This is a genomic window from Vibrio panuliri (genome assembly GCF_009938205.1).
Classification (GTDB): domain Bacteria; phylum Pseudomonadota; class Gammaproteobacteria; order Enterobacterales; family Vibrionaceae; genus Vibrio; species Vibrio panuliri.
The window spans coordinates 402,251-421,604 of sequence record NZ_AP019655.1; the positions used below are offsets into that span (position 1 = coordinate 402,251).

Consider the following 19,354-nt stretch of genomic DNA (forward strand, 5'->3'; position numbering starts at 1 on the left):
GTTGAAGTGAGTGGGAAGTCGACAACAAGGAGAGAGTTAAAGTTAACTGCAGTTAACAGGGAAGAGCATATTGAAAACGGTGTAAATTTATCTTTAAAGAGTAGATATGCCTATATTTGTATTAGAGTCAAAAATAACAAGGGACTAAAATGCAATTCACGGCTAGGTCATTCCCGATACATATCCACATAACCACGATTATCATCATTGTAGTTTTGTTAGCTTCTGGTATTCAAATTTGGCTAACTAACAACTCGTTGTCGGAAGTCATCACCAAAGCTAATAGCAGGTTGTTTGAACGCATTGCAACGGAGACCAAACATCAGCTAAATAGCCACTACAGTACGGCGTTCACTGCTCTGGGGAGCTTTACGCAAAGTCATAATTTGAATGCCACCGCAGCAAGTGAGCGGATTCGAGTTCTTCCGGAGGTTGTACATCTACTCAGTGAGTTTCCTCATATTCTCGCGTATTCGTTCGTTTTCCCCGACGGTGATGCCATTATTGTCAAGCGTATGGATAACGAGTTATCAAGCAATGTGGCTATCAAAGATCCTCGAGCTCAGTTTTTGGTAACGCATCATCACAACGGTTCAAATCGTGTCTTTACTCTGAGTGAGAAGTTAGAGTTGATAGAGGACAATCTAGAAAATCAAAGTGCGTTGTCGTTTGAAGCGTATCAGAAGTTTGCTGGGGGAGAAAAAGGTCAAAATATTATCTCCAAACCGACGACCTTGCCTAATTCAAATGCGTTGGGAATCCATATTTATCGTGAAAGTGAACAAGGTTTACTGGTATTTGCTGACGTGCGTTTAGATGACCTAAGGCTATCTTTGAATGAGACACTAGAAAATACGTCATCAATTCGGGTTCTGTACAATGATGATGGTTCAATATTTGCGTTTAGCGACGGTACAACTAACCAGGGAATAGATACCCAAGCTTCTAGCCAATCAGCAGTGTATCGTTTAGAAGAGTTAAATCAGGCGGTAGTGTCTCATGCTATCGAACATCATGACCAGCAAGGGACATTGGGTCTTTTCGAATTTGGCAGTGAACGGTGGTTTGGTCATATTGTGACGCTGAAACCTTTAAACAGCGAACATATTCATCTGCTTATTGCGACTAAAGCGAATGACCTATTTGATGATGGGCTACTCATCAAGAAGCAAACAATTTATGCCTCTTTGTTGTTCCTGATTACTCTACTTCCTTGCATCTATCTCGTTTCTAATTTGATCTCTAAGCCAATTATTCGAGCCACCAACAAAGCAAAAGAGATAGAGAACTTTCGTTTTGATGATGCTTCTTTACCTCATAGTTACATTAAAGAGATCCAAGAGCTCAACCATGCGCAAATGTCGACACAGGCAACAATTAGCCGGTTCATTTCCCTGACCGATAGCATCGCCAGAAAGCAAGATCTCGATAAAATGCTTGAATTGGTGTGTCGAAATACGGCTGAGTCAGTGAGTGCAGATGGCGTATTTCTTTACTTATTGGACGCTGAGGAGAAAGCGCTTGTCCCGCGCTTTGTATGGCAGCGTTCAGGTAGTGAAATAAACGCGAGTTCAATCCCAGTGAGTAAAGCGACCTATTTCATTCAACAGGTTTTTATCAATAAACAAGCGCAAATATTCAAGTTAGCCGATATGCCAAAGTTGATTGTGCCAGAGTCGCTCAACCTTGATAGTGAAGTCATATGTATCCCATTGAAAAATAGGGAGGGTCAGGTTATCGGGTCATTCGCCTTGTTATATGAAGACACCGTTGGCGAAGAGGTGCATACAGAGCATAAAGATTACCTTGAAATCCTCCTTGGTTATGTGTCCGTTGCCATAGAGACCCATGAAATGATGGAGGCGCAAAGAGCATTACTTGATTCATTTATTCAAGTGTTTGCGGGCTCTTTGGATAAAAAATCGCCGTATACAGGGAATCACTGCCAGCGAGTTCCGATATTGACGCAATGGCTGACTCAAGCTGCGCAGGACTCAACACACGCGCCTTTCGATGATTTCAGTTTGACAGAGCAACAGTGGCAAGAGTTAAAAATGGCGAGTTGGTTACATGATTGTGGAAAAATCACAACACCAGAGTATGTCGTCGATAAGTCGACCAAGCTAGAGGCGATTTACGACCGCATTCACGAAGTACGTATGCGCTTTGAAGTACTCAAAAGAGATCGAGAAATAGCGGTGTTTAAACAGCTCTATGGTGAATTGCCCGAGACATCACAAGTTTCTTTACGACAACAACAAGAGACTTTGGACAATGACTTTGCGTTTGTTGCTCAACTTAATATTGGTGGCGAGTTTGTGAGTGATTCTGATCTTGAACGCTTAAAACAAATTGGTGATATACCTTGGACTCGCACGCTTAGTAAGCGGATAGGTATTTCGTGGGTCGAGCAGCAGCGTTTTACTGGTGCTGAGCAATTACCGCAACAAGAGAAGTTACTGAGTGATTTGCCCGAACATATCGTTGAATGGGATTTCCCTCCCACTAACGAAGCGCGCTTTTCACTCAAACCAACTCAGCATAAAGCCAATATGGGTGAGTACTATAATCTGTCCATTCGTCGAGGAACTCTAACAGACGAAGAACGTTTTATTATTAATGACCACATCATACAAACTATTGTTATTTTAGAGTCTTTACCGTTTCCCAAACATATGCAGAATGTAGCGAAAATAGCTGGAGGACATCACGAAAAAATTGATGGAACAGGTTATCCGATGGGATTGAGAGGGGATGAGATGCCTCTAACTGCAAGGGTAATGGCGATAGCTGATGTGTTTGAAGCTCTGACAAGTGCAGATCGCCCTTATAAAAAAGCCAAGTCGTTATCTGAATCACTCAAAATCATGCACTTCATGGTAAAAGATCAGCATCTAGACAAAGAGTTGTTTGAACTCTTCCTTACTTCTGGAATTTATAAGCGTTTTGCCCATCAATACATGAAGGAAGAGCAGATTGATAAAGTTGATATTGAGGACTACATCGACCGAACATCTGAACGATTAGATATGATCAAATGATGGCTGTTAGTTTGATGGCTTTGTATGGCTAACTAATTTGATTGAAGCCAGTTTGTTTTTTGTAGTTCATTGCTGAAAGTAACTTTCTTACTGATGAAGTTTAGTTGAAATGGATGATTCACAAAAATATCAATTTATGGTTGTTTCAACATAAAAACTGAATAATTGAGAGTCGCTTTTAGCGGCTCTTTTTTTGCCTGAATATATTAGGCTTTTTCAACCAGTATTTTATGCATGGTTTCTCATATTAATCGTGAGCAGCTTGCTTTGTGCTCGCATTTCGCTGTATCAATCCTTTTGTATTACATAACTGACTTCAGGGTGTGAATATGTTGATTCCTTTTGGTTTAAAGCAAGGCAAGTTCTATGACGTGAGCGAAGTGGAGCGTGGTCGAGCTTGCGGGTGTATTTGCCCGAGTTGCAAACAAACGCTTGTTGCAAGGAAAGGGGATCCTGAGAAAAAGATTCACCACTTTGCTCATGATAAGAAAGCCAAAGAAGACCAAGAGGAAAAAATAAAATGCGACTACTCATTTTGTGTAGTTGCAAGGCTGGTCATTAAGCAATGCATTCGAGAGTTATCCTCATTTGAGATGCTATTTCCCGAATGGAAAATCGAACTACATAAAAATGATCAGTTTGGTCGAACGCAAACAGTAACCGGATATGCGACCAAGTCGCATACACTGCTGATCGAACAATTTGAAGTGGAACCTTCAGCGCCATATAACGATCTGGATGTGCTTTGTTATATTGGTGGTTATCCCGTTGGTATCCACTTTAGCTATAACGGTCGCCCTTGTTACATTCCTAAAGAGGACGAACAATTATCGTTAATCGATATTGATCTTGAGCCGCTTAGAGCGCTTTATGCGAACTTTACTCAGAAAAGCCATGAGTCATTTAAAGAACTGGTTATGGACTATGTATTCAAGGTTGGTTCTCGAAATTGGCTGACACATATTCGATACGCATCTCGTAAAAAAGAACTGAAAGCTAAATTAAAAGAGCTAGTCGAGGCGTCAAACGAACTTCCTCCACCTGAGAGCCCCTCGTCATTCGTCAAGTCTCCAATCAAGCAAGAAAGACGGCGAAATCAACTCGTGAATCTCGAATAACAATATGCTCTCCTGATGGGCTTTGTATCCTCTGTCACAAAGGTAGGGCGGGTTATATTAATGATCTGATTTGTGCACCTTGTTTACAAAATTATTATGCGAGGGGAATTTATCATGTCGGAGATATTAAGAAAGCGGTTGTATCTGAATGTTCGGATTATTAGTCGTATATCCAGTCGAAGCGGGAACTATAGACTTTTTAGTATTGGTACTTTGTTAACCTTTACATTGCACAAAGTGTTTTTAAGCACATTTTCTTTGAGGTCAGGTGATAGACTGAAATTATCTTAGCAATCACGCTAGAGCTTGCTGCACATTAAGGAAATAGTCTGCTGCCCTAAATAATCCAATAGGCAGTTGAGCAAACTTCAATGGCCTATTTGCAGGGGGACCCGACACAACTATAAAACAAGTTGTGTCGCAAGTTGTTTCTGCCTAGAAATGAGTTTGCAAGAAATGGGGAGCACCGAGCAAGTTTTTGCCCCGACGATTTCTCTGATATGCTGTTATGTATTCAGTTTTTATTATCTTAAAATCAATGCTCTACGACGTCTTTAACAAAAATAAACTTCATGAATGTCCCATAGGCCATCAAAATCCCGAAACATGTCCATGTTCAAGTTGTCATGAAGCTCGGCGCTTTGCCGAATCAGATGCAGCGTTAAAACGTGCAATCGCAAAAAACTTTGCTCCAACTGGCTCTTTAATACCAGCGAAGCGAGCTGTCTATAAAGAAGAAGTACGAAAAGAAACGCCAAAAGAAAAAATAGAGAGGCAAAGAAAAGAAAGATATCAGGAGCGAGATAAAGAATGGGAACAGATTAAGCGCAGTTTATCTCAACAGGCCTATGATTTAACAGAAAAAGAATGGAGTGATGATTTACAAAATCAAGCTAGAGAATATCAGTGGGATACGTCTCAGCAAGAGAACGTTAGCATTGCAGTACTGACCGTTGCAGAGGCGAACGAGTATCTCGATTTACTCATCAAAGACACACACGGAGAGCTTTCTAGAGGTAAGGACTACACAGGCGTTGGAATGGGGCTTAAAGGAGCTTATGAAGTTTCTAAGGAGCTTGGTGGATGGGGGGCAACAGCTAAAGCAGTAGACATAAATGGTACGATGAATATTGTAATCGAGAAGTACAAACCTCGGTATCTAGATTTAGGTGTTCGTTGGAAAGAAGCAACTCCCAAGATGCTTAAGATTGGGTATGCATTGAATACTGTCCAAGGTAACATTAGCTTCTTACGTGGAAATATTTATGTAGAAATTGTGTTTAGTGGTGCGGTTAATACGGTTGACTATATATTGCATGATGAGAAGACGTTGGGTGAAGTTTTAGGGCAACTCTCGGCGGATTTTGTAAAAGGGGCTGTAGCTGGTGTAGCAGCTCAAGGAGTTCTTTTGGCGTCTCGTGCTGCTGTAGGGGTGTTGTTTGGGTTTTCTTTACCCGCAGCTATTGGGCTAGGTTTATTTGCTTATTCCGCATTCAAGATCGGAGGATATATCTCTGACTTAGATGATAAGTATGAGTTCACTAAACCAATGAAAGAAAAAGTTGAGTCTTTAATTGATTAATATGCTGGAATTTATTAGAAAAATCGCGGCTTTGATATTCCTAGTTATTGTTGTGCTATGGTGTGCCTTAGGAATATATGATTTTAACAATGTTGTAGAAGGTGTGGGAACTGAGCCTGTTATAAAAATATCAGGATATTTTAACAATACGTCCTCATTTGTCTTGTTTGGTTTCTTTTTACCCTCTATACCAATGGCATTGATTAATGTAATTACTGGTGCTCAGCTTCCAAGGTTAACTTTAAGGTTAATGCTATTAGGATCGTTATTTTTTGCATTAATAGGTCACTATATGGATGCAGCTTTAAGGCAAGGAATAAAAACATCAAGTTACGTCGAATGTACCGCTGATCGAGAGCTATCCTTGAAACACTCAAGTAGAACATACGCCCTCAACTCCAAGTTGTGTGACTAATTTTTGTTATATAAAGGCGTGTTAGTGTGTCTATCCTAAATCGCTTTTTTCCATATTTTCACCAGCCCAGAAATATGGCTCAAATAATGCAGCGATTAACTAAAGGTTAGACGTGCTTTCGGCGGTTACTAACGCTGTTGCTTGGTTTGTCTTGGCTTTTCGATATTGGTAGTACTGGGTGGATATGTTTGATATCACCATAATGAGCATAATCAATAACTGCAGCGAGTTTAGGTTATCACCCATTAGCGTGACACCCAGAAACATTGCCAACATAGGGTTTAATGTTCCGCAAAAGCTCAGTTCACTTGTTGTGACGAGAGGAATTGAGTAGAAGTACACAGCATAGCTGATAGAGGTCACCCCGATGATTAGCCAGCCTAGAGCGAGCATCTGCCCAATACTGTCGAAGACAAATGGATTTGCGTATCCTTTTCCTGACAATTGAAAATTAAAATATGCTAAAGGCAGTAGGAATAACCCACCTAAAATTAGTTGCCACGTCACCAATTTCCACCAGTTGATTTTCTTCATCACTCGGTTAGAAATTATGCTGCCAAATATCAATACGACCATGGCTGAAATAAGGTAGATAACGGAATCGACTGAGATAGGGGATGCGCTGCTTTGGAATAGGTAGGCACAGCTGGTAATAAGGATTGCCGATGAGCCAAGTTGTACTCTAGAAGGTTTTACTTTGTATACCGTCAGCATAAAAAATAAGCCAACAACTGGCAAAGCCAGCATTGCAACACCAACGAGTGAACTTGGCAGTTTTAAGGCGCTTTTGAACAGTAGAGTAAAGAAGAGCGCAATGTTAATGAATGCAACTAACGCAATCGCAGGTAGCTCATGAATCTTTGGCAATGTTGGTTTTATCAACAGCAGTAAAATACCAGCAGGTAAGGCTCGCCAAGTCGCGAGTACAAACGGTGACCAATCTCGAAAGTAAGCTGAAATAGTCGCGTAACACGTACCCCAAAGGAGAGGTGCGAGCATTGCGTAAAATAATCTCATAACAGTATCTTATTTAGTATAAATTAGCGGCGACGTTACGTTGCATTGTTAAAGGGCTGAAATATAAGCCATTTATTTGTCTTTCATTGTGATAATCAATAGAAATATCATTAATTAAGCTATAACCCGTTTGCTGTGAAGCGATGTTTGTAGAGAATTGATTATCACAAATCCCAAGTGTGTTAACCGAGCGCCGGATAGTCCGTATAACCGTGTTCATTGCCACCAAACAGCGTTGAGCCATCTAGTTCGGCCAGCGGTTGTTGATGCTTTAAGCGCTCAACCAAATCTGGGTTAGAAACAAACGGGCGCCCAAACGCCACTAAGTCTGCATAGCCTTTTTCAAGTACTTCATCGGCACGTGCTTGGGTGTAACTGCCTGCGACAATAATCGTATTTGTGAAGAGCTTACGGAGTTCGACTCGGAAGCTCTCTGGAATAATCGGAGCGTCGTCCCAATCGGCTTCGGACAGGTGCAGGTAGGCTATGTCACGAGCTTGAAGTTGTTTCGATGCTTCGAGGATGGTCGGCACAATATCTGGACAGTTCATGTCTTTAAAAGTGATGAAAGGCGCAAGTCGCACTCCCACTTTGTCGGCACCAATAGCATCGCTTACCGCATTGACGACTTCCAATAAAAAACGGATACGGTTTTCGCGGCTACCACCGTAGTTATCGGTTCTGTGATTTGAGTTGGTGCGTAAGAACTGATCAATCAGGTAACCATTACCGCCATGGATTTCGACGCCGTTGAAGCCAGCTTCAATCGCCCGTTTAGCGGCATGGGCAAAATCACTCACAACACGGTCAATATCGGCTTGTGTCATGGCTCTTGGCTCTACGCAATCGACCATGCTGCCGTTACCTTGATCGTCGGCAATCCACACTTGAGTTTCTACCGGTTTTAGTGCCGATGGTGCGATAGGTTGTTGTCCTTTTTGGAAAGTTGGGTGCGATACTCGACCTACATGCCACAACTGACAAAACATGGCTGCACCTTGTTCTTTTGCCGCTTGAGTGACGGCTTTCCAGCCAGCTACTTGCTCATCAGTGTATACACCTGGCGTGAAAGAGTAGCCTTGAGAATCATCAGAAATTTGTGTTGCTTCAGAGATGATCAAGCCCGCAGTTGCACGTTGCTTGTAGTAGGTCGCCATCATTTGGTTTGGAATATTCCCCGGTTGGCTAGTGCGAGCTCGGGTCATTGGGGCCATTACAACGCGGTTTTGTAGAGCCAGTTTTTTTAAGCGTGCAGGTTCAAAAAGTTTGCTCATGATCGGTTCCTTAAATTTCGTTTCAAGGTCGCCAGTATATTCACTAGAAGAAATTTGATAATTGGGTAAAATTTGAATTGATTATTTAGATATACCGAATGATGTTGCGTGAGGGAATCGCATGGACAAATTTTCAGATATGACGCTGTTTGCCAGTATTGTTAAGAATCAAGGGTTGGCAGCGGCAGGCAGAGAGCTAGGTTTATCACCCGCAACGGTAACGGCGAGATTGCAGTCACTGGAAGAGCGTTATGGAGTGAAACTGCTCAATCGTAGTACAAGGCATCTTTCGTTAACCGATTCTGGCGCCATGTACCATCAAGCGTGTCTGGAAATTATCGACAGCGTCAAAGAGATGGAAAACTTGCTCCAAACTGGAAATAAAGAAGTACGCGGGACGCTAAAAATTTCCGCTCCTCGTGACATTGGTAAGCAATACATTTCTCCGATTGTGTCGGAGTTTAGCCAGCTTTATCCTGATGTAATTCCCTATCTGTATTTAAACGATAACTTATCAAACTTGGCAGAATCTGGTTTGGATATCGTTATCCGATATGGGGAACTAGCGGACAGCAACCTTATTTCTCGTAAACTGGCGTCCAGTCGTCGAGTACTTTGTGCGTCTCCTCAATACCTGATGAAGAATGGTACGCCGATCACGCCACAGGATTTAGCTCAGCACGATTGCCTAGCCATGGTTCGCAGCAATGAAGAACTAAAAACATGGCATTTTCAGGATGACGAGCAACACAATGTTATTACGGTCGTGCCAAAGCGTTTTTCTGATGATGGTGAAGTGATTCGTCAATGGGCGTTGGATGGGGCGGGTATCGCGTTGAAATCAATTCTAGATGTGCAAGAAGACATCAAACAGCGTCGCCTAGTGACGGTGTTGGATGGCTACATGAAGAATTTCAACGCATCGACTTCTTCAGCAGGCGCTGATTTGAATGCAATTTACCTTAGCCGCAAATATCAACCTAAGCGACTTCGTTTGTTTTTAGACTTTTTAATTGAGCACTTTGAGAAAAACGCAACTACACCGTCAGTTTTGCATACTGAGTGCCATGACGAATAAGGTGAATCGTGACAAGACAAGAACGACAGTGGCTCACAACGCGTAGTATACAAGGCGGGCTATTTGTCAAAAGGTACATGTCCTGATATTTCAATGGTAATAGGCTTTGGCGTGTAGTGTATGGATTATAGGTTTCTAATTAAGTTACTTCGGCTTAGTCTGTTGCGTCATATATAGATGATACACTTTCATTGTTTATGCCAGTGAAATATTATTTTTGGTTTTTATGAATTATGTGGTTGAGACTTAGTGTGTATCATAGAAAATTTGGATACCAAAACTAGCTAAAGCTTACCCTAATTAAGTTATTGATATTGCTTAGTAAGATGTCTTTCTGCTTATTTTTAAACGGCACCAAGCAGCTCCTGTATTTTAATACTAATAATGAATCTTTCTTAATTACCAGATAAATTTTGCTGCTTTTAAACCGCGCGACTATGGAAAAACGTATCATTAAAGGAAATCCATGAAATTTTCACACTTAGCCCGAACGGGTCTTGTCCTTTTAACTGCAAGTTACTCTTCTTTGCTTATTGCCCAACCCTATGATGGTTCGTCGTGGTATAGAGATATCGCGATTTCTCCTAACGGTGACCAAATTGCATTTACCTACGGTGGTCAAATCTGGGCCGCTAGTTCAAAAGGTGGTGATGCGATTCCACTAACAAGTGAGGCGGTATATAGCTCGAATCCAGTGTGGTCTCCTGATGGACAATCGTTGGCATACGAGTCTAATCAGTACGGTCCGGGTGATGTGTTTGTTTTGAATATGAACACTCAAAGATCTCAGCGCTTAACTTTCCATGCTAGTAAGGACACCCCATATTCCTTTAGCACGGATGGAAGCCAAGTATTGTTCCAATCTCGTCGGATTGGTAACGGTGATAGCGAACTAAATAACGGCTTTTTTGGTCGTTCATATCGACTCTACAAAGTTCCAGCAGCAGGCGGAAGAGAGCAAGTCGTGTTAGAGAACTCCGTGAGCAGTTATTCGATTTCTCATGATGGTCGTCAGGCTTTGTATACCGATTTACCTTCTTATACTGAACAACAATGGCGCAAAGGCGCTCAATCCGATGCAGCAAGGGATATCTGGAAATATAACGTCAAAACTCATAAACATACGCGACTAACTACGTTTAGAGGGGAAGATCGCGACGCTGTCTGGTCTGAGGATGATCAGTCATTATATTTCCTATCTGAACGTTCAGGTAGTTTCAACATCTGGAAGCAATCTTTGACAGGGCTTGAAGATGATGCGGTTGCTGTGACTCATCATCAAAAGTTGCCCGTGAGGTTTTTATCGATTAGTAAACAAGGTGATTTAGCTTATGGTTTTGACGGTGGGATTTGGCTGAAGAAGAAGGGCGATAAGGACGCGCACGAAGTTGACATCAAAATTCGTAAAGCACGAAGTGATACAAGTACGAGCAACGTTAATTTTGCCTATCAAATTACTGAACTTGCGGTATCACCAACAGCTCCTGAAGTCGCAGTAGTGGCACGAGGGGAGATTTTTGTAATTTCCACGTTGACTGGCGAGTCACGTCGATTGACCAATACCCCGCAAGCAGAAAGGAACATTTCGTTCTCTAGTGATGGAATGACATTGGTTTATGGCTCTGAGCGTGCGGGGAACTGGGATTTATTTGCAAGTCATATCGGTGATCAAGATAAGAGCTTTCTGACGGCAAGCCAGCTAACAGAGCAGCAACTCACGGATACACCTGTCGATGAGAGCCAACCTGTGTTGTCCCGTGACGACAAACGTATCGCATTTAGAGAGTCGAGAAATACGTTGAAAGTGATGACTCTTGAAGATGGTGCTACGACGACACTCCTGAATAGTCAATCTATGTACTCATATGACGATTCTGATTGGCGTTATCAGTGGTCACCAGATGGGCAGTATATTGTATCTCGTGATGGTAGTACGTTGAGTGCCAATAATATTGTTTTGCTTGATAGTAATGGCGAGAAAAAGCCGATTATATTGAGCAACAGCGGATTTATTCAGTTTGAACCAAAGTTCTCCGACGATGGTCAGGTGGTTTATTGGACTTCAGACAAAGACGGATTGACAGAGTTGGATGGCAGTATCGTTAATGGTGACGTATACGCGGTTGTTTTAAATAAACAAACGGAAGAGAATCTGAGCCTATCTCAAGACCAAGCTTGGTTAGCAGAGCAAGAAAAGCAAGCTTCTAAACCAGACTCAAAAACTTTGGTCGATGTCGCCGATATTCAAGACAGAATTCATCGTTTAACGCCATATTCTATGTCTGTCTTGGAGAGCTACCTTTCTCCTGATAACACTGAAATGGTTGTAGCCAATCAACGAGGTGATGATATCGAATTTGTGCATTTAAACCTCTTAACGGGTGAGCACGAAGTGATGTTCACGCGCTCTGCAGATGATATTCAAGCCATGATGGTCACACCTGATAGATCGTTCTTAATGCTTGTTGGTCATGGACAACTAGAGAAAATCGATCTGGCAAATGGCGCGAGTGATGGCGTTCATTTTAGCCTAGATGCTGAATATGATTTTGCGAAAGAAACGCAGTACATGTTTGACCATGTATGGCGATTGACCAAGACGAAATTCTACGACAAGAACTTACATGGTGTGGACTGGGATTGGTACAGAGATGCCTATGCCAAACACTTGAGCAGCATACATAACTATACCGACTTTGCACAACTGTTGAGTGAGTTTGCCGGAGAACTCAATGCATCTCATACAGGCTCTACGTATAGCGGACATCCTAGTAACTGGGCATCACCAGCATCCCTTGGCATTATTTATGATGATAAATATCAAGGCAAAGGCGTAAGAGTCCGCAGTGTATTACTCGATGGGCCAGCCGATTTAACGAGCAATCCGATTAAAGCTGGTAGCATTATATACTCCGTCAACGGGGTAGATATTCTACCCGGTCAGGATATTTATCCATTGCTTAATAACCTTGAAGGTAAGGTCACTCGATTATCTGTCCTTACGCCAGGAAACAAGAAAGCGATAGCCGTCACTGTGAAGCCAATCTCGTTGTCTGAGGAAGCGAAACTCTCGTATAAACGTTGGATAACGGAGCGTGAAGAGCTGACCAATAAGTTATCAAATGGGCGCATAGGTTATATTCATATCCCAGAAATGGGTAATGATTCATATCGTCAGCTTGTCAATAATTTGTTTGGTCGATACCGAGACAAAGAAGCGGTTGTCATTGACGTTCGATACAATGTCGGCGGAAACTTACATGATCAAATAATGAACGTATTATCTGGAGTAAGACATAGCTCCGCGGTATCGAGAGACGGCTATTCAGCAGGCTTATTTCCACTTCGTCGTTGGGCAAAACCAAGTATTATGTTAGCGAATGCCTCGAGTTACTCAGATGGTTCAGTGGTACCTTATTTCTATCAGAAAGAGGGAATTGGAAAGCTGGTGGGTGAACGTGTTCCTGGAACTGGAACCTACGTGCTTTGGGAAAATCAGCAAGAACCATTGTTAGACTTTGGCGTGCCTCAACTCGGTTTTAAAAATGAGCAGGGTGAATGGTTTGAGAACAATGAGGTGAAACCCGATGTCTTGGTTTACAACTCACCTGAAGATGCAGCCTTAAACAAAGATACTCAGTTAAGGGTTGCGATTGAGGAGCTGTTGACTGAGCTGAACTAAAAAGGCAAAAGCCTAATTAAACGCTCTCCCTTTTAAGGCCTTTGGACAAGAGTCCAAGGGCCTTATATCAACTCACATGTTTGAAGTTGTTAACTGTCTAGATAGTCTAACGACATCATGATGGTTTTTAATCTTAATCAAAATTGTTGTGGGTTAACCGCGCCCACTCTTCACTGCTTGGTCCTACCACGCACTCGCCATCAACGCGCATCTTTAACCTTAGTTTACAACGCTGGGTAACATCTCGGAATTCAATTGCCGGCAAGTGACGCACGGAATTCACGAGTGATATCCAATACATGTCGTTGTGTGTTTTGAGCGTATAGTAAACCCACTTCCCGCGCTTTTCTTGAAGTAACAATCCTGCCTTAAACAACATCTTAAGATTACGAGAAACGTTGTATTGCGTTTCACCCGTCACGTCCATTGCTTCCGCGACAGTGATTTTTTGATCAACATGGATCAGCAGCCAAAACAATTTTAGCCGATGAGGCTCAGCCAACGCCTTTAATGCATCAAGATATTGTGCGTCCATTTATCATCCTTTCTTTTTTCTCATGCTCACGAACATTATCACCATACCAATCAAAAATACTACGCCGGAGTGTGTTGCATGGAAGGCTAACTCCGCCTTACTCGCACCAGTAAACAATGCATACCAGAAGAAGGGGCAAAATAATCCGAGTAACGCAATGTTACGTCCGGCGCGGGTTTGGTCTGAGATATCTTCACCATTTATTAAGGCGCTGAAGACCTTGAACATATGGCTGTATGCACACCACTTGGCTAAGTTATTTATTGTGGCTTTCATTTTTCACGTTCTCGAATTTATGTTTGATGGCCAGATTATACACAAAAAAACAAATAAATACACACTTGCGCATTTATGCATTTGATCGTATCGTTCATCAGCTAACTTAATTTTAGTACTTGCTAATAAACTAGAAGGTGATGTTGTGAACATGGACAAACTATCAATCGCATTAGACGAGTTTATTCACGTGGGCGGTGCGTTGATCATTGTAATTACGGTTGTCTCGATACTGACGGGCTTTATGCGTGAATACATTCCTCAAGACAAATTGCAGAGGAAACTGACTAAGCATGAAAGGTGGGGGTCACTGTTTGGGGCTCTGTTTGGTATGCTAACGCCGTTCTGTAGTGCTTCTGTCGTGCCAGTATCCATGGGTATGGCTACCATGGGTGTATCACTCGGTACGGTCTTAAGCTTCTTGATTTCTGCTCCATTGTGTAACTTTGTGGTGCTCGCGATGGTATACGTAACGTTCGGTTTTAAAGTGGCCGTGACTTATCTAGCACTGACTTTTAGCTCTGCAGTTATCGGTGGATGGCTTATCACTAAAACACCATGGCGAAATGAAATAAAACGTGGTGAAGAACTCGAAGAGAAGAAAGCGCCAACTAGTTCTGCAGCACCACAAGTTTCTGCATGTGGTAGTGCTCCTGTCACAATTAACTGCGCTTCTCAACCAATGACTGCATCATGCAGTGCAGAGTCTCAATTAGAGGTCTCAAGCGTAAATGTTGAGTGTGATTCAACGGGTACATTGACAATGGAAGATATTGAACCAAGCAAAACACAAAATGCATTTCGCTTCGCTTTGGCTCTGTTTAAGAAGATCATTCCATACGTATTGCTTGGTGCATTAATCAGCGGTTTGTCTGCTGCTTACTTACCATCTGAGCTTGTTGAGAAGTACGTGGGAGGCGACAATATGTTGTCGATTTTTATTGCGGCAGTCATTGGTGTACCCCTATATCTTCGTATTGAAATGGCGATTCCCCTCCTTACCGTACTGATCACTAAAGGCATGGGCTTAGGTCCTGCCATGGCACTTATTGTTGGTGGTACAGGCGCCAGTTTACCTGAAATTGCGCTGGTTTCTTCCGTTCTTAAACCTAAAGCGGTCGTTGCTTTTGTTAGCATCGTTATGATCACTGCTGTCATTGCTGGTGTGTTATTCCAATATGTAATTTAACTTTGACCTTATGGCCTGGAGGTTTTCTCTTTTCGGCCATTGTTGTTTAGGGAGCCAAAAAAATGAAAATAGGAATATTACTGTGTGGCGATGTCGCCCCTGAGCTAATAGAAAAGTTTGGAAACTACGCTGATTGCTTGAAAGCTCAGTTGAACTTAGACAGGTATGGCGAAGTTAAGGTCTGGAATGTTTATCAAGAGCATGAGTTACCCGAAGATGTTTATGAGTGCGATGCTTATGTTATCGGTGGAAGTCCCTCTGGAGTTAATGATGACTTGGAGTGGGTGCATCACCTTACTCTGTATATTCGTATGGCCTTTTATGCCAAGCGGAAACTATTTGGCATCTGTTTTGGACATCAAGTGATTAATCATGCGTTGGGCGGTGAGGTGAAAAAAGCAGAGAAAGGCTGGGGGCTTGGCTCCTATGATGTGGAATTGAAACAAGATATTGGTGAGTTGAAGGCTGGTCAGAGAATGAACTTAATTGCCATTCACCAAGATCAAGTCGTCAAACCCGGTAAAGGTTTTGAAGTACTAGCAGGCAGTGAGTTTTGCCCAATCTATATTACACGGTATAAAAACCAAGTTTTAACAGTACAGGCCCATCCGGAATTTAGTGGGGTGTTCTTCAACGCGTTATTGATGATGAGAATTGAGAGATTCGGCGCCGTTCAGGTGAAACAGGCAACGGTGCTAGATGACTCTCCTATAGCGTCCTCTATATTTAATCGTTTTGCTCATGAATTTTTGTTTTTTTGAGACAAAGCGGAGTGACGATATGTCACTCCGTCTTTACTTAATTCATATAATTTATATTTCGCATAAAAAGGCGACCAAGATACGATAATACAATGCCTACATATCAATTTTTAACAGTTGTACTCGATACCCTACCAAGCCTCTAATCTAAATCAAAGTGACGATTAACTCCTGACTCTTCGGCAAAGCTTTGGTCGTGGCTGATAAGAACATATCCACCTTGATACGCGTTCAAAGCCTCTGCGAGCATGATTTTCGAGTCTAGATCTAGATGGTTGTCTGGCTCATCAAGCAGCAGTAAGGGGTGAGTTGCTTGATGGCTGGCTATCAGCATCGCCAGTTTCATTTTCTCCCCGCCACTCAGTGTTTGACCAAGGCGGTGCACACTGTCACGCCGAAAGCCAATACCGGCCAATAAAGTACGAGCATCACTTATTTTGATTCCATGGCAAAGTGCGAGTAAGTTGTCCAACAAAGATAGCTCGTGCTTTATGATTCCAAAGTGTTGGTCGAGATAATACAGTGGCGTACTTACTTGCAACTCTCCTTGAGAGAGGGTTGAGTTGCCTAGTAGGGTTTTGAGCAGTGTCGACTTGCCACTCCCATTTCTACCTAAGAGATGCATCTTATCATTGGCGAAGATTTGCAATGTGATCGGTTGTTTGCGGCCAAATGAAAGGATGCCATCATAAATTGAAACCACTTTACGCGAACGGTTATGGGTATCAAGCAAATAGAGTTTTTGGGGCGATAGCTGTTCTTGCCTCGACTTCAACGCAAGCTCTTTTCGCTCTAGGTGAGCTTGGCGCAACTGAGCACTTTTGTTTCGGTTAGAGGCGCGTCCTTCCGCACTCTCTTTTTTACCATCGAGGAGTATTTTTGACTGACTGCCATTTTTTCGTAATGTGTTTCCTTGAGATGCTCTTTGCGCTGCCTTTTCTTGGTTTCGCTGGTATTGTTCCTCCAAACGTTTTTGCTGTTTGTTCACACTGGCGAGTTGTCTTTCAACGGCTTGTCTTTCAGTCTGCTTTTGCGTTGCATAGAAGTCATAGTTACCGCCGAATACCTGTAAGCCAAGGCGGCTAAGCTCCCATATTTCATCCATTTCTTGTAGTAGTTGACGATCATGACTAATGAGTAAAATTGAGCCATCAAACTGGTTCATTGACTCGATTAACCATTGCTTTGCTTCTCTATCAAGATGGTTAGATGGCTCATCCAAAATAAGGAGATCAACTCGTTTATTAAACAGTTGCCATAACTGCAAGCGTGCCATTTGCCCGCCACTTAGTTTCGCACAAGGGAAGTATGGATCTTGTGGGAGCCCGATACTGGAAAGTTCTTTGCTTAACTGAGCTTCTAACTCCCATTCATCGTTGATCAAATCGAACCATCTACTGTCGCAGTTACCAGCTTCAATTTGACGAAGCGCTTCTAGGATACGATCTTTACCAATAAACTGAGCTATGTTCAGATCATTCGAGAGCAGCTCAGATGGTTGCTGATGATAAGTGGCAAAGGAGTTAGGTCGATTGACCAAGCCGCTAGACGGGGTGATCTTACCTGTGAGCATTGAAGCGAGAATTGACTTGCCCACTCCGTTTTTTCCGACCAATCCTACGCGTGTAGTGTTCATCGTAATAGAGAGGTGTTCGAACAGTAACTCACCGTTATCGAATTGATGGCTGATATTGAAAGCGTTTAATATTGGCATAATTTGCCTCCTGTTTAACAGGGACAACAGCCGTAGCATTTTTACATGTCGATCGCGTAACTCTAATTGTCGTGAAAAGACAAGCGGTTATTACTGCGAAGGAAAATCGGAAAGTGAGCTACGCCTACTAACCCTGTGGATCCAAAATAAGAGTGAAATGGATGACAGGCTTAGTTATTCATATTGGCGTAATCTCCTTGAAAGATGATGCATAGAGTGTATTAGATTTTGGATCAGAAACGCAAGTGAGCAGCGTCACATGAGCACAGAGTTTAGTGGACGAAGATGGGAAAGCAGTCTGTGCAAACGAACTTGGGTTCAGTAGTTACAGTGTGGTTGGGTAAGTTCGGAGCAGATCGAACACTGCGAATCAGTAATATATCGCCCAACTTTTTGCAATTTACTCGATTTTTCAATCAGGTAACGGCGTATGCATTTACAGTTAAATGAAACAATTTGTGCTGTGGATAATGCAAATTTGTTGATAATAGAAACCTTTATTCAAGGGTAAACTTAAAAGTTTACTTTAGCGCAAAATTAAATAAAATTAGCGCCGATAGCACGCAAATAGTATCCGCGTCTATCCAGTGGTTATCTATTAAAAGAGAAATTATGAAGACTAAACTTTCGCTAGTTGCTCTAGCGCTAATGAGTGGTTCTGCTTGCGCTCAGCTTGCTGAAACAGCAGGTTTTTCTGGTGAAGTGTCATTGAGCACTGGTTTTTACTCTATCGAGTCAAACCTTAATACTCACGATGACAACAAAAACCTAAAAGATCCAAACAATCCAAACCAAACGAACGACGCTGTTACTGGTGGTTTGCTACTACCTCTAGGTAACCTAGCTTACACGTTCGGTGAAAGTCTGAATCAACAGTTCTACATGGGTACCTCGCGTGAAGATATCGCGACAGGTACGCTTGCGTTCGAAATGGGTTACAAATACCAACTTGCTTCAGGCATGATCATCGACGCATCTATTCTGCCAACTATTATGTCTGGCGAAGTGTGGGCTAACCCATATCAAGCGATTGATCGTCAAACAACGGATGAAGATGGCAACGCTTACCGTCTTAAACTGGAAAACATCGCTGGTTCTAAGTTCTCTGTAGATATGGCATACGCAACGAAAGATGTTGAGAATGACCAACTAGGCGCTATTGAACCTAGTCTACGTCGTGATGCAGATGCGTTCTACTTCAGAACTGACTACAAATACATGGTAGACCAAACCACGATGCTTAAACCTCGTCTGACTTTCATTAGCTCAGATGCCGATGGCGACGCAAACTCATTCAAAGGCTACGGCGTTGAGTTGAGCTACTTCAAGTTCTTAAACCGTCATCAGTTTGCGCTAACCGCTGGTTTCAATACTCGTGACTACGACGCAGTTAACGTGGCGTTTGACAAAACGCGTGAAGATGACGAAATGAGCCTATTTGCTGCTTACGAGTACGCAAACTTTATGGATTGGCAAGATTGGTCATTCATCTCATTTGCTGGTTTTGGTAGCACAGACTCAAACATTGATTTCTACGACAAAAACGAAATCATCATGTCTGTTGGTATGAACTACCAGTTCTAAGAAGCTTAGCCTGTAAGGTTTAACGTCTTATTAAGCTGTTTTAGTGATGACTGCCCCCAATAAGCTTTCGCCGAGTGTTCGGTCGCTA

The 19,354-nt window shown here is 42.4% G+C and carries 13 protein-coding genes; 9 read left to right on the top strand and 4 right to left on the bottom strand.

The genetic code is table 11. The annotated features are described in order from the left end of the window. Positions 1–149 precede the first annotated feature (149 nt). The 4 genes from GZK95_RS16635 to GZK95_RS16650 all read left to right on the top strand — a co-directional run bounded on the left by GZK95_RS16635 (position 150) and on the right by GZK95_RS16650 (position 6,156). Positions 150–3,041: an HD domain-containing phosphohydrolase gene (locus tag GZK95_RS16635; protein WP_075715932.1), complete on the top strand. Its 2,892-nt coding sequence runs from the start codon at positions 150–152 to the stop codon at positions 3,039–3,041. A gap of 329 nt (positions 3,042–3,370) precedes the next feature. Then, a complete protein-coding gene (locus tag GZK95_RS16640) occupies positions 3,371–4,159 on the top strand; it encodes a competence protein CoiA family protein (protein ID WP_161987219.1) in 789 nt (262 codons plus the stop codon). A 508-nt stretch (positions 4,160–4,667) separates the two neighbouring features. After that, a complete protein-coding gene (locus GZK95_RS16645; protein WP_225623945.1) occupies positions 4,668–5,741 on the top strand; it encodes a CCDC34 family protein in 1,074 nt (357 codons plus the stop codon). A 1-nt stretch (position 5,742) separates the two neighbouring features. Continuing rightward, the gene (locus tag GZK95_RS16650) at positions 5,743–6,156 is read left to right on the top strand and encodes a hypothetical protein (protein WP_075713762.1); all 414 of its coding nucleotides are present in this window, start codon (positions 5,743–5,745) and stop codon (positions 6,154–6,156) included. A 99-nt stretch (positions 6,157–6,255) separates the two neighbouring features. Here the strand turns inward: GZK95_RS16650 and GZK95_RS16655 are convergent, their stop codons facing one another. Then, a complete protein-coding gene (locus GZK95_RS16655; RefSeq protein ID WP_075713764.1) occupies positions 6,256–7,173 on the bottom strand; it encodes a DMT family transporter in 918 nt (305 codons plus the stop codon). Positions 7,174–7,355: 182 nt separating this feature from the next. After that, complete coding sequence (locus GZK95_RS16660) at positions 7,356–8,447, bottom strand: alkene reductase (protein WP_075713766.1); 1,092 nt, start codon at positions 8,445–8,447, stop codon at positions 7,356–7,358. Positions 8,448–8,568: 121 nt separating this feature from the next. On the opposite strand from GZK95_RS16660, the gene GZK95_RS16665 reads away from it, so the two are divergent. Further along, the gene (locus GZK95_RS16665) at positions 8,569–9,525 is read left to right on the top strand and encodes a LysR family transcriptional regulator (RefSeq protein WP_075713768.1); all 957 of its coding nucleotides are present in this window, start codon (positions 8,569–8,571) and stop codon (positions 9,523–9,525) included. A 466-nt stretch (positions 9,526–9,991) separates the two neighbouring features. Then, positions 9,992–13,207, top strand: coding sequence for a S41 family peptidase (locus GZK95_RS16670; RefSeq protein ID WP_075713454.1), 3,216 nt, complete (start codon positions 9,992–9,994; stop codon positions 13,205–13,207). A gap of 133 nt (positions 13,208–13,340) precedes the next feature. On the opposite strand, the gene GZK95_RS16675 is transcribed toward GZK95_RS16670, so the two are convergent. Continuing rightward, on the bottom strand, positions 13,341–13,742 hold the full coding sequence (locus GZK95_RS16675; protein ID WP_075713452.1) for an ArsR/SmtB family transcription factor: 402 nt from the start codon (positions 13,740–13,742) through the stop codon (positions 13,341–13,343). Positions 13,743–14,169: 427 nt separating this feature from the next. Between GZK95_RS16675 and GZK95_RS16680 the strand changes: the two genes are divergently transcribed. Beyond that, entirely contained in the window at positions 14,170–15,207 is a 1,038-nt protein-coding gene (locus GZK95_RS16680; RefSeq protein ID WP_075713448.1) for a permease, read from the top strand. A gap of 62 nt (positions 15,208–15,269) precedes the next feature. Next, positions 15,270–15,968: a type 1 glutamine amidotransferase gene (locus tag GZK95_RS16685; protein ID WP_075713446.1), complete on the top strand. Its 699-nt coding sequence runs from the start codon at positions 15,270–15,272 to the stop codon at positions 15,966–15,968. 142 nt (positions 15,969–16,110) lie between these two features. Here GZK95_RS16685 and GZK95_RS16690 read toward each other — a convergent pair whose 3' ends face one another. Continuing rightward, the gene (locus GZK95_RS16690) at positions 16,111–17,682 is read right to left on the bottom strand and encodes an ATP-binding cassette domain-containing protein (RefSeq protein WP_075713444.1); all 1,572 of its coding nucleotides are present in this window, start codon (positions 17,680–17,682) and stop codon (positions 16,111–16,113) included. Between the two features lie 612 nt (positions 17,683–18,294). On the opposite strand from GZK95_RS16690, the gene GZK95_RS16695 reads away from it, so the two are divergent. After that, a complete protein-coding gene (locus tag GZK95_RS16695; protein WP_075713921.1) occupies positions 18,295–19,266 on the top strand; it encodes a DUF2860 domain-containing protein in 972 nt (323 codons plus the stop codon). The last annotated feature ends 88 nt before the right edge of the window (positions 19,267–19,354 follow it).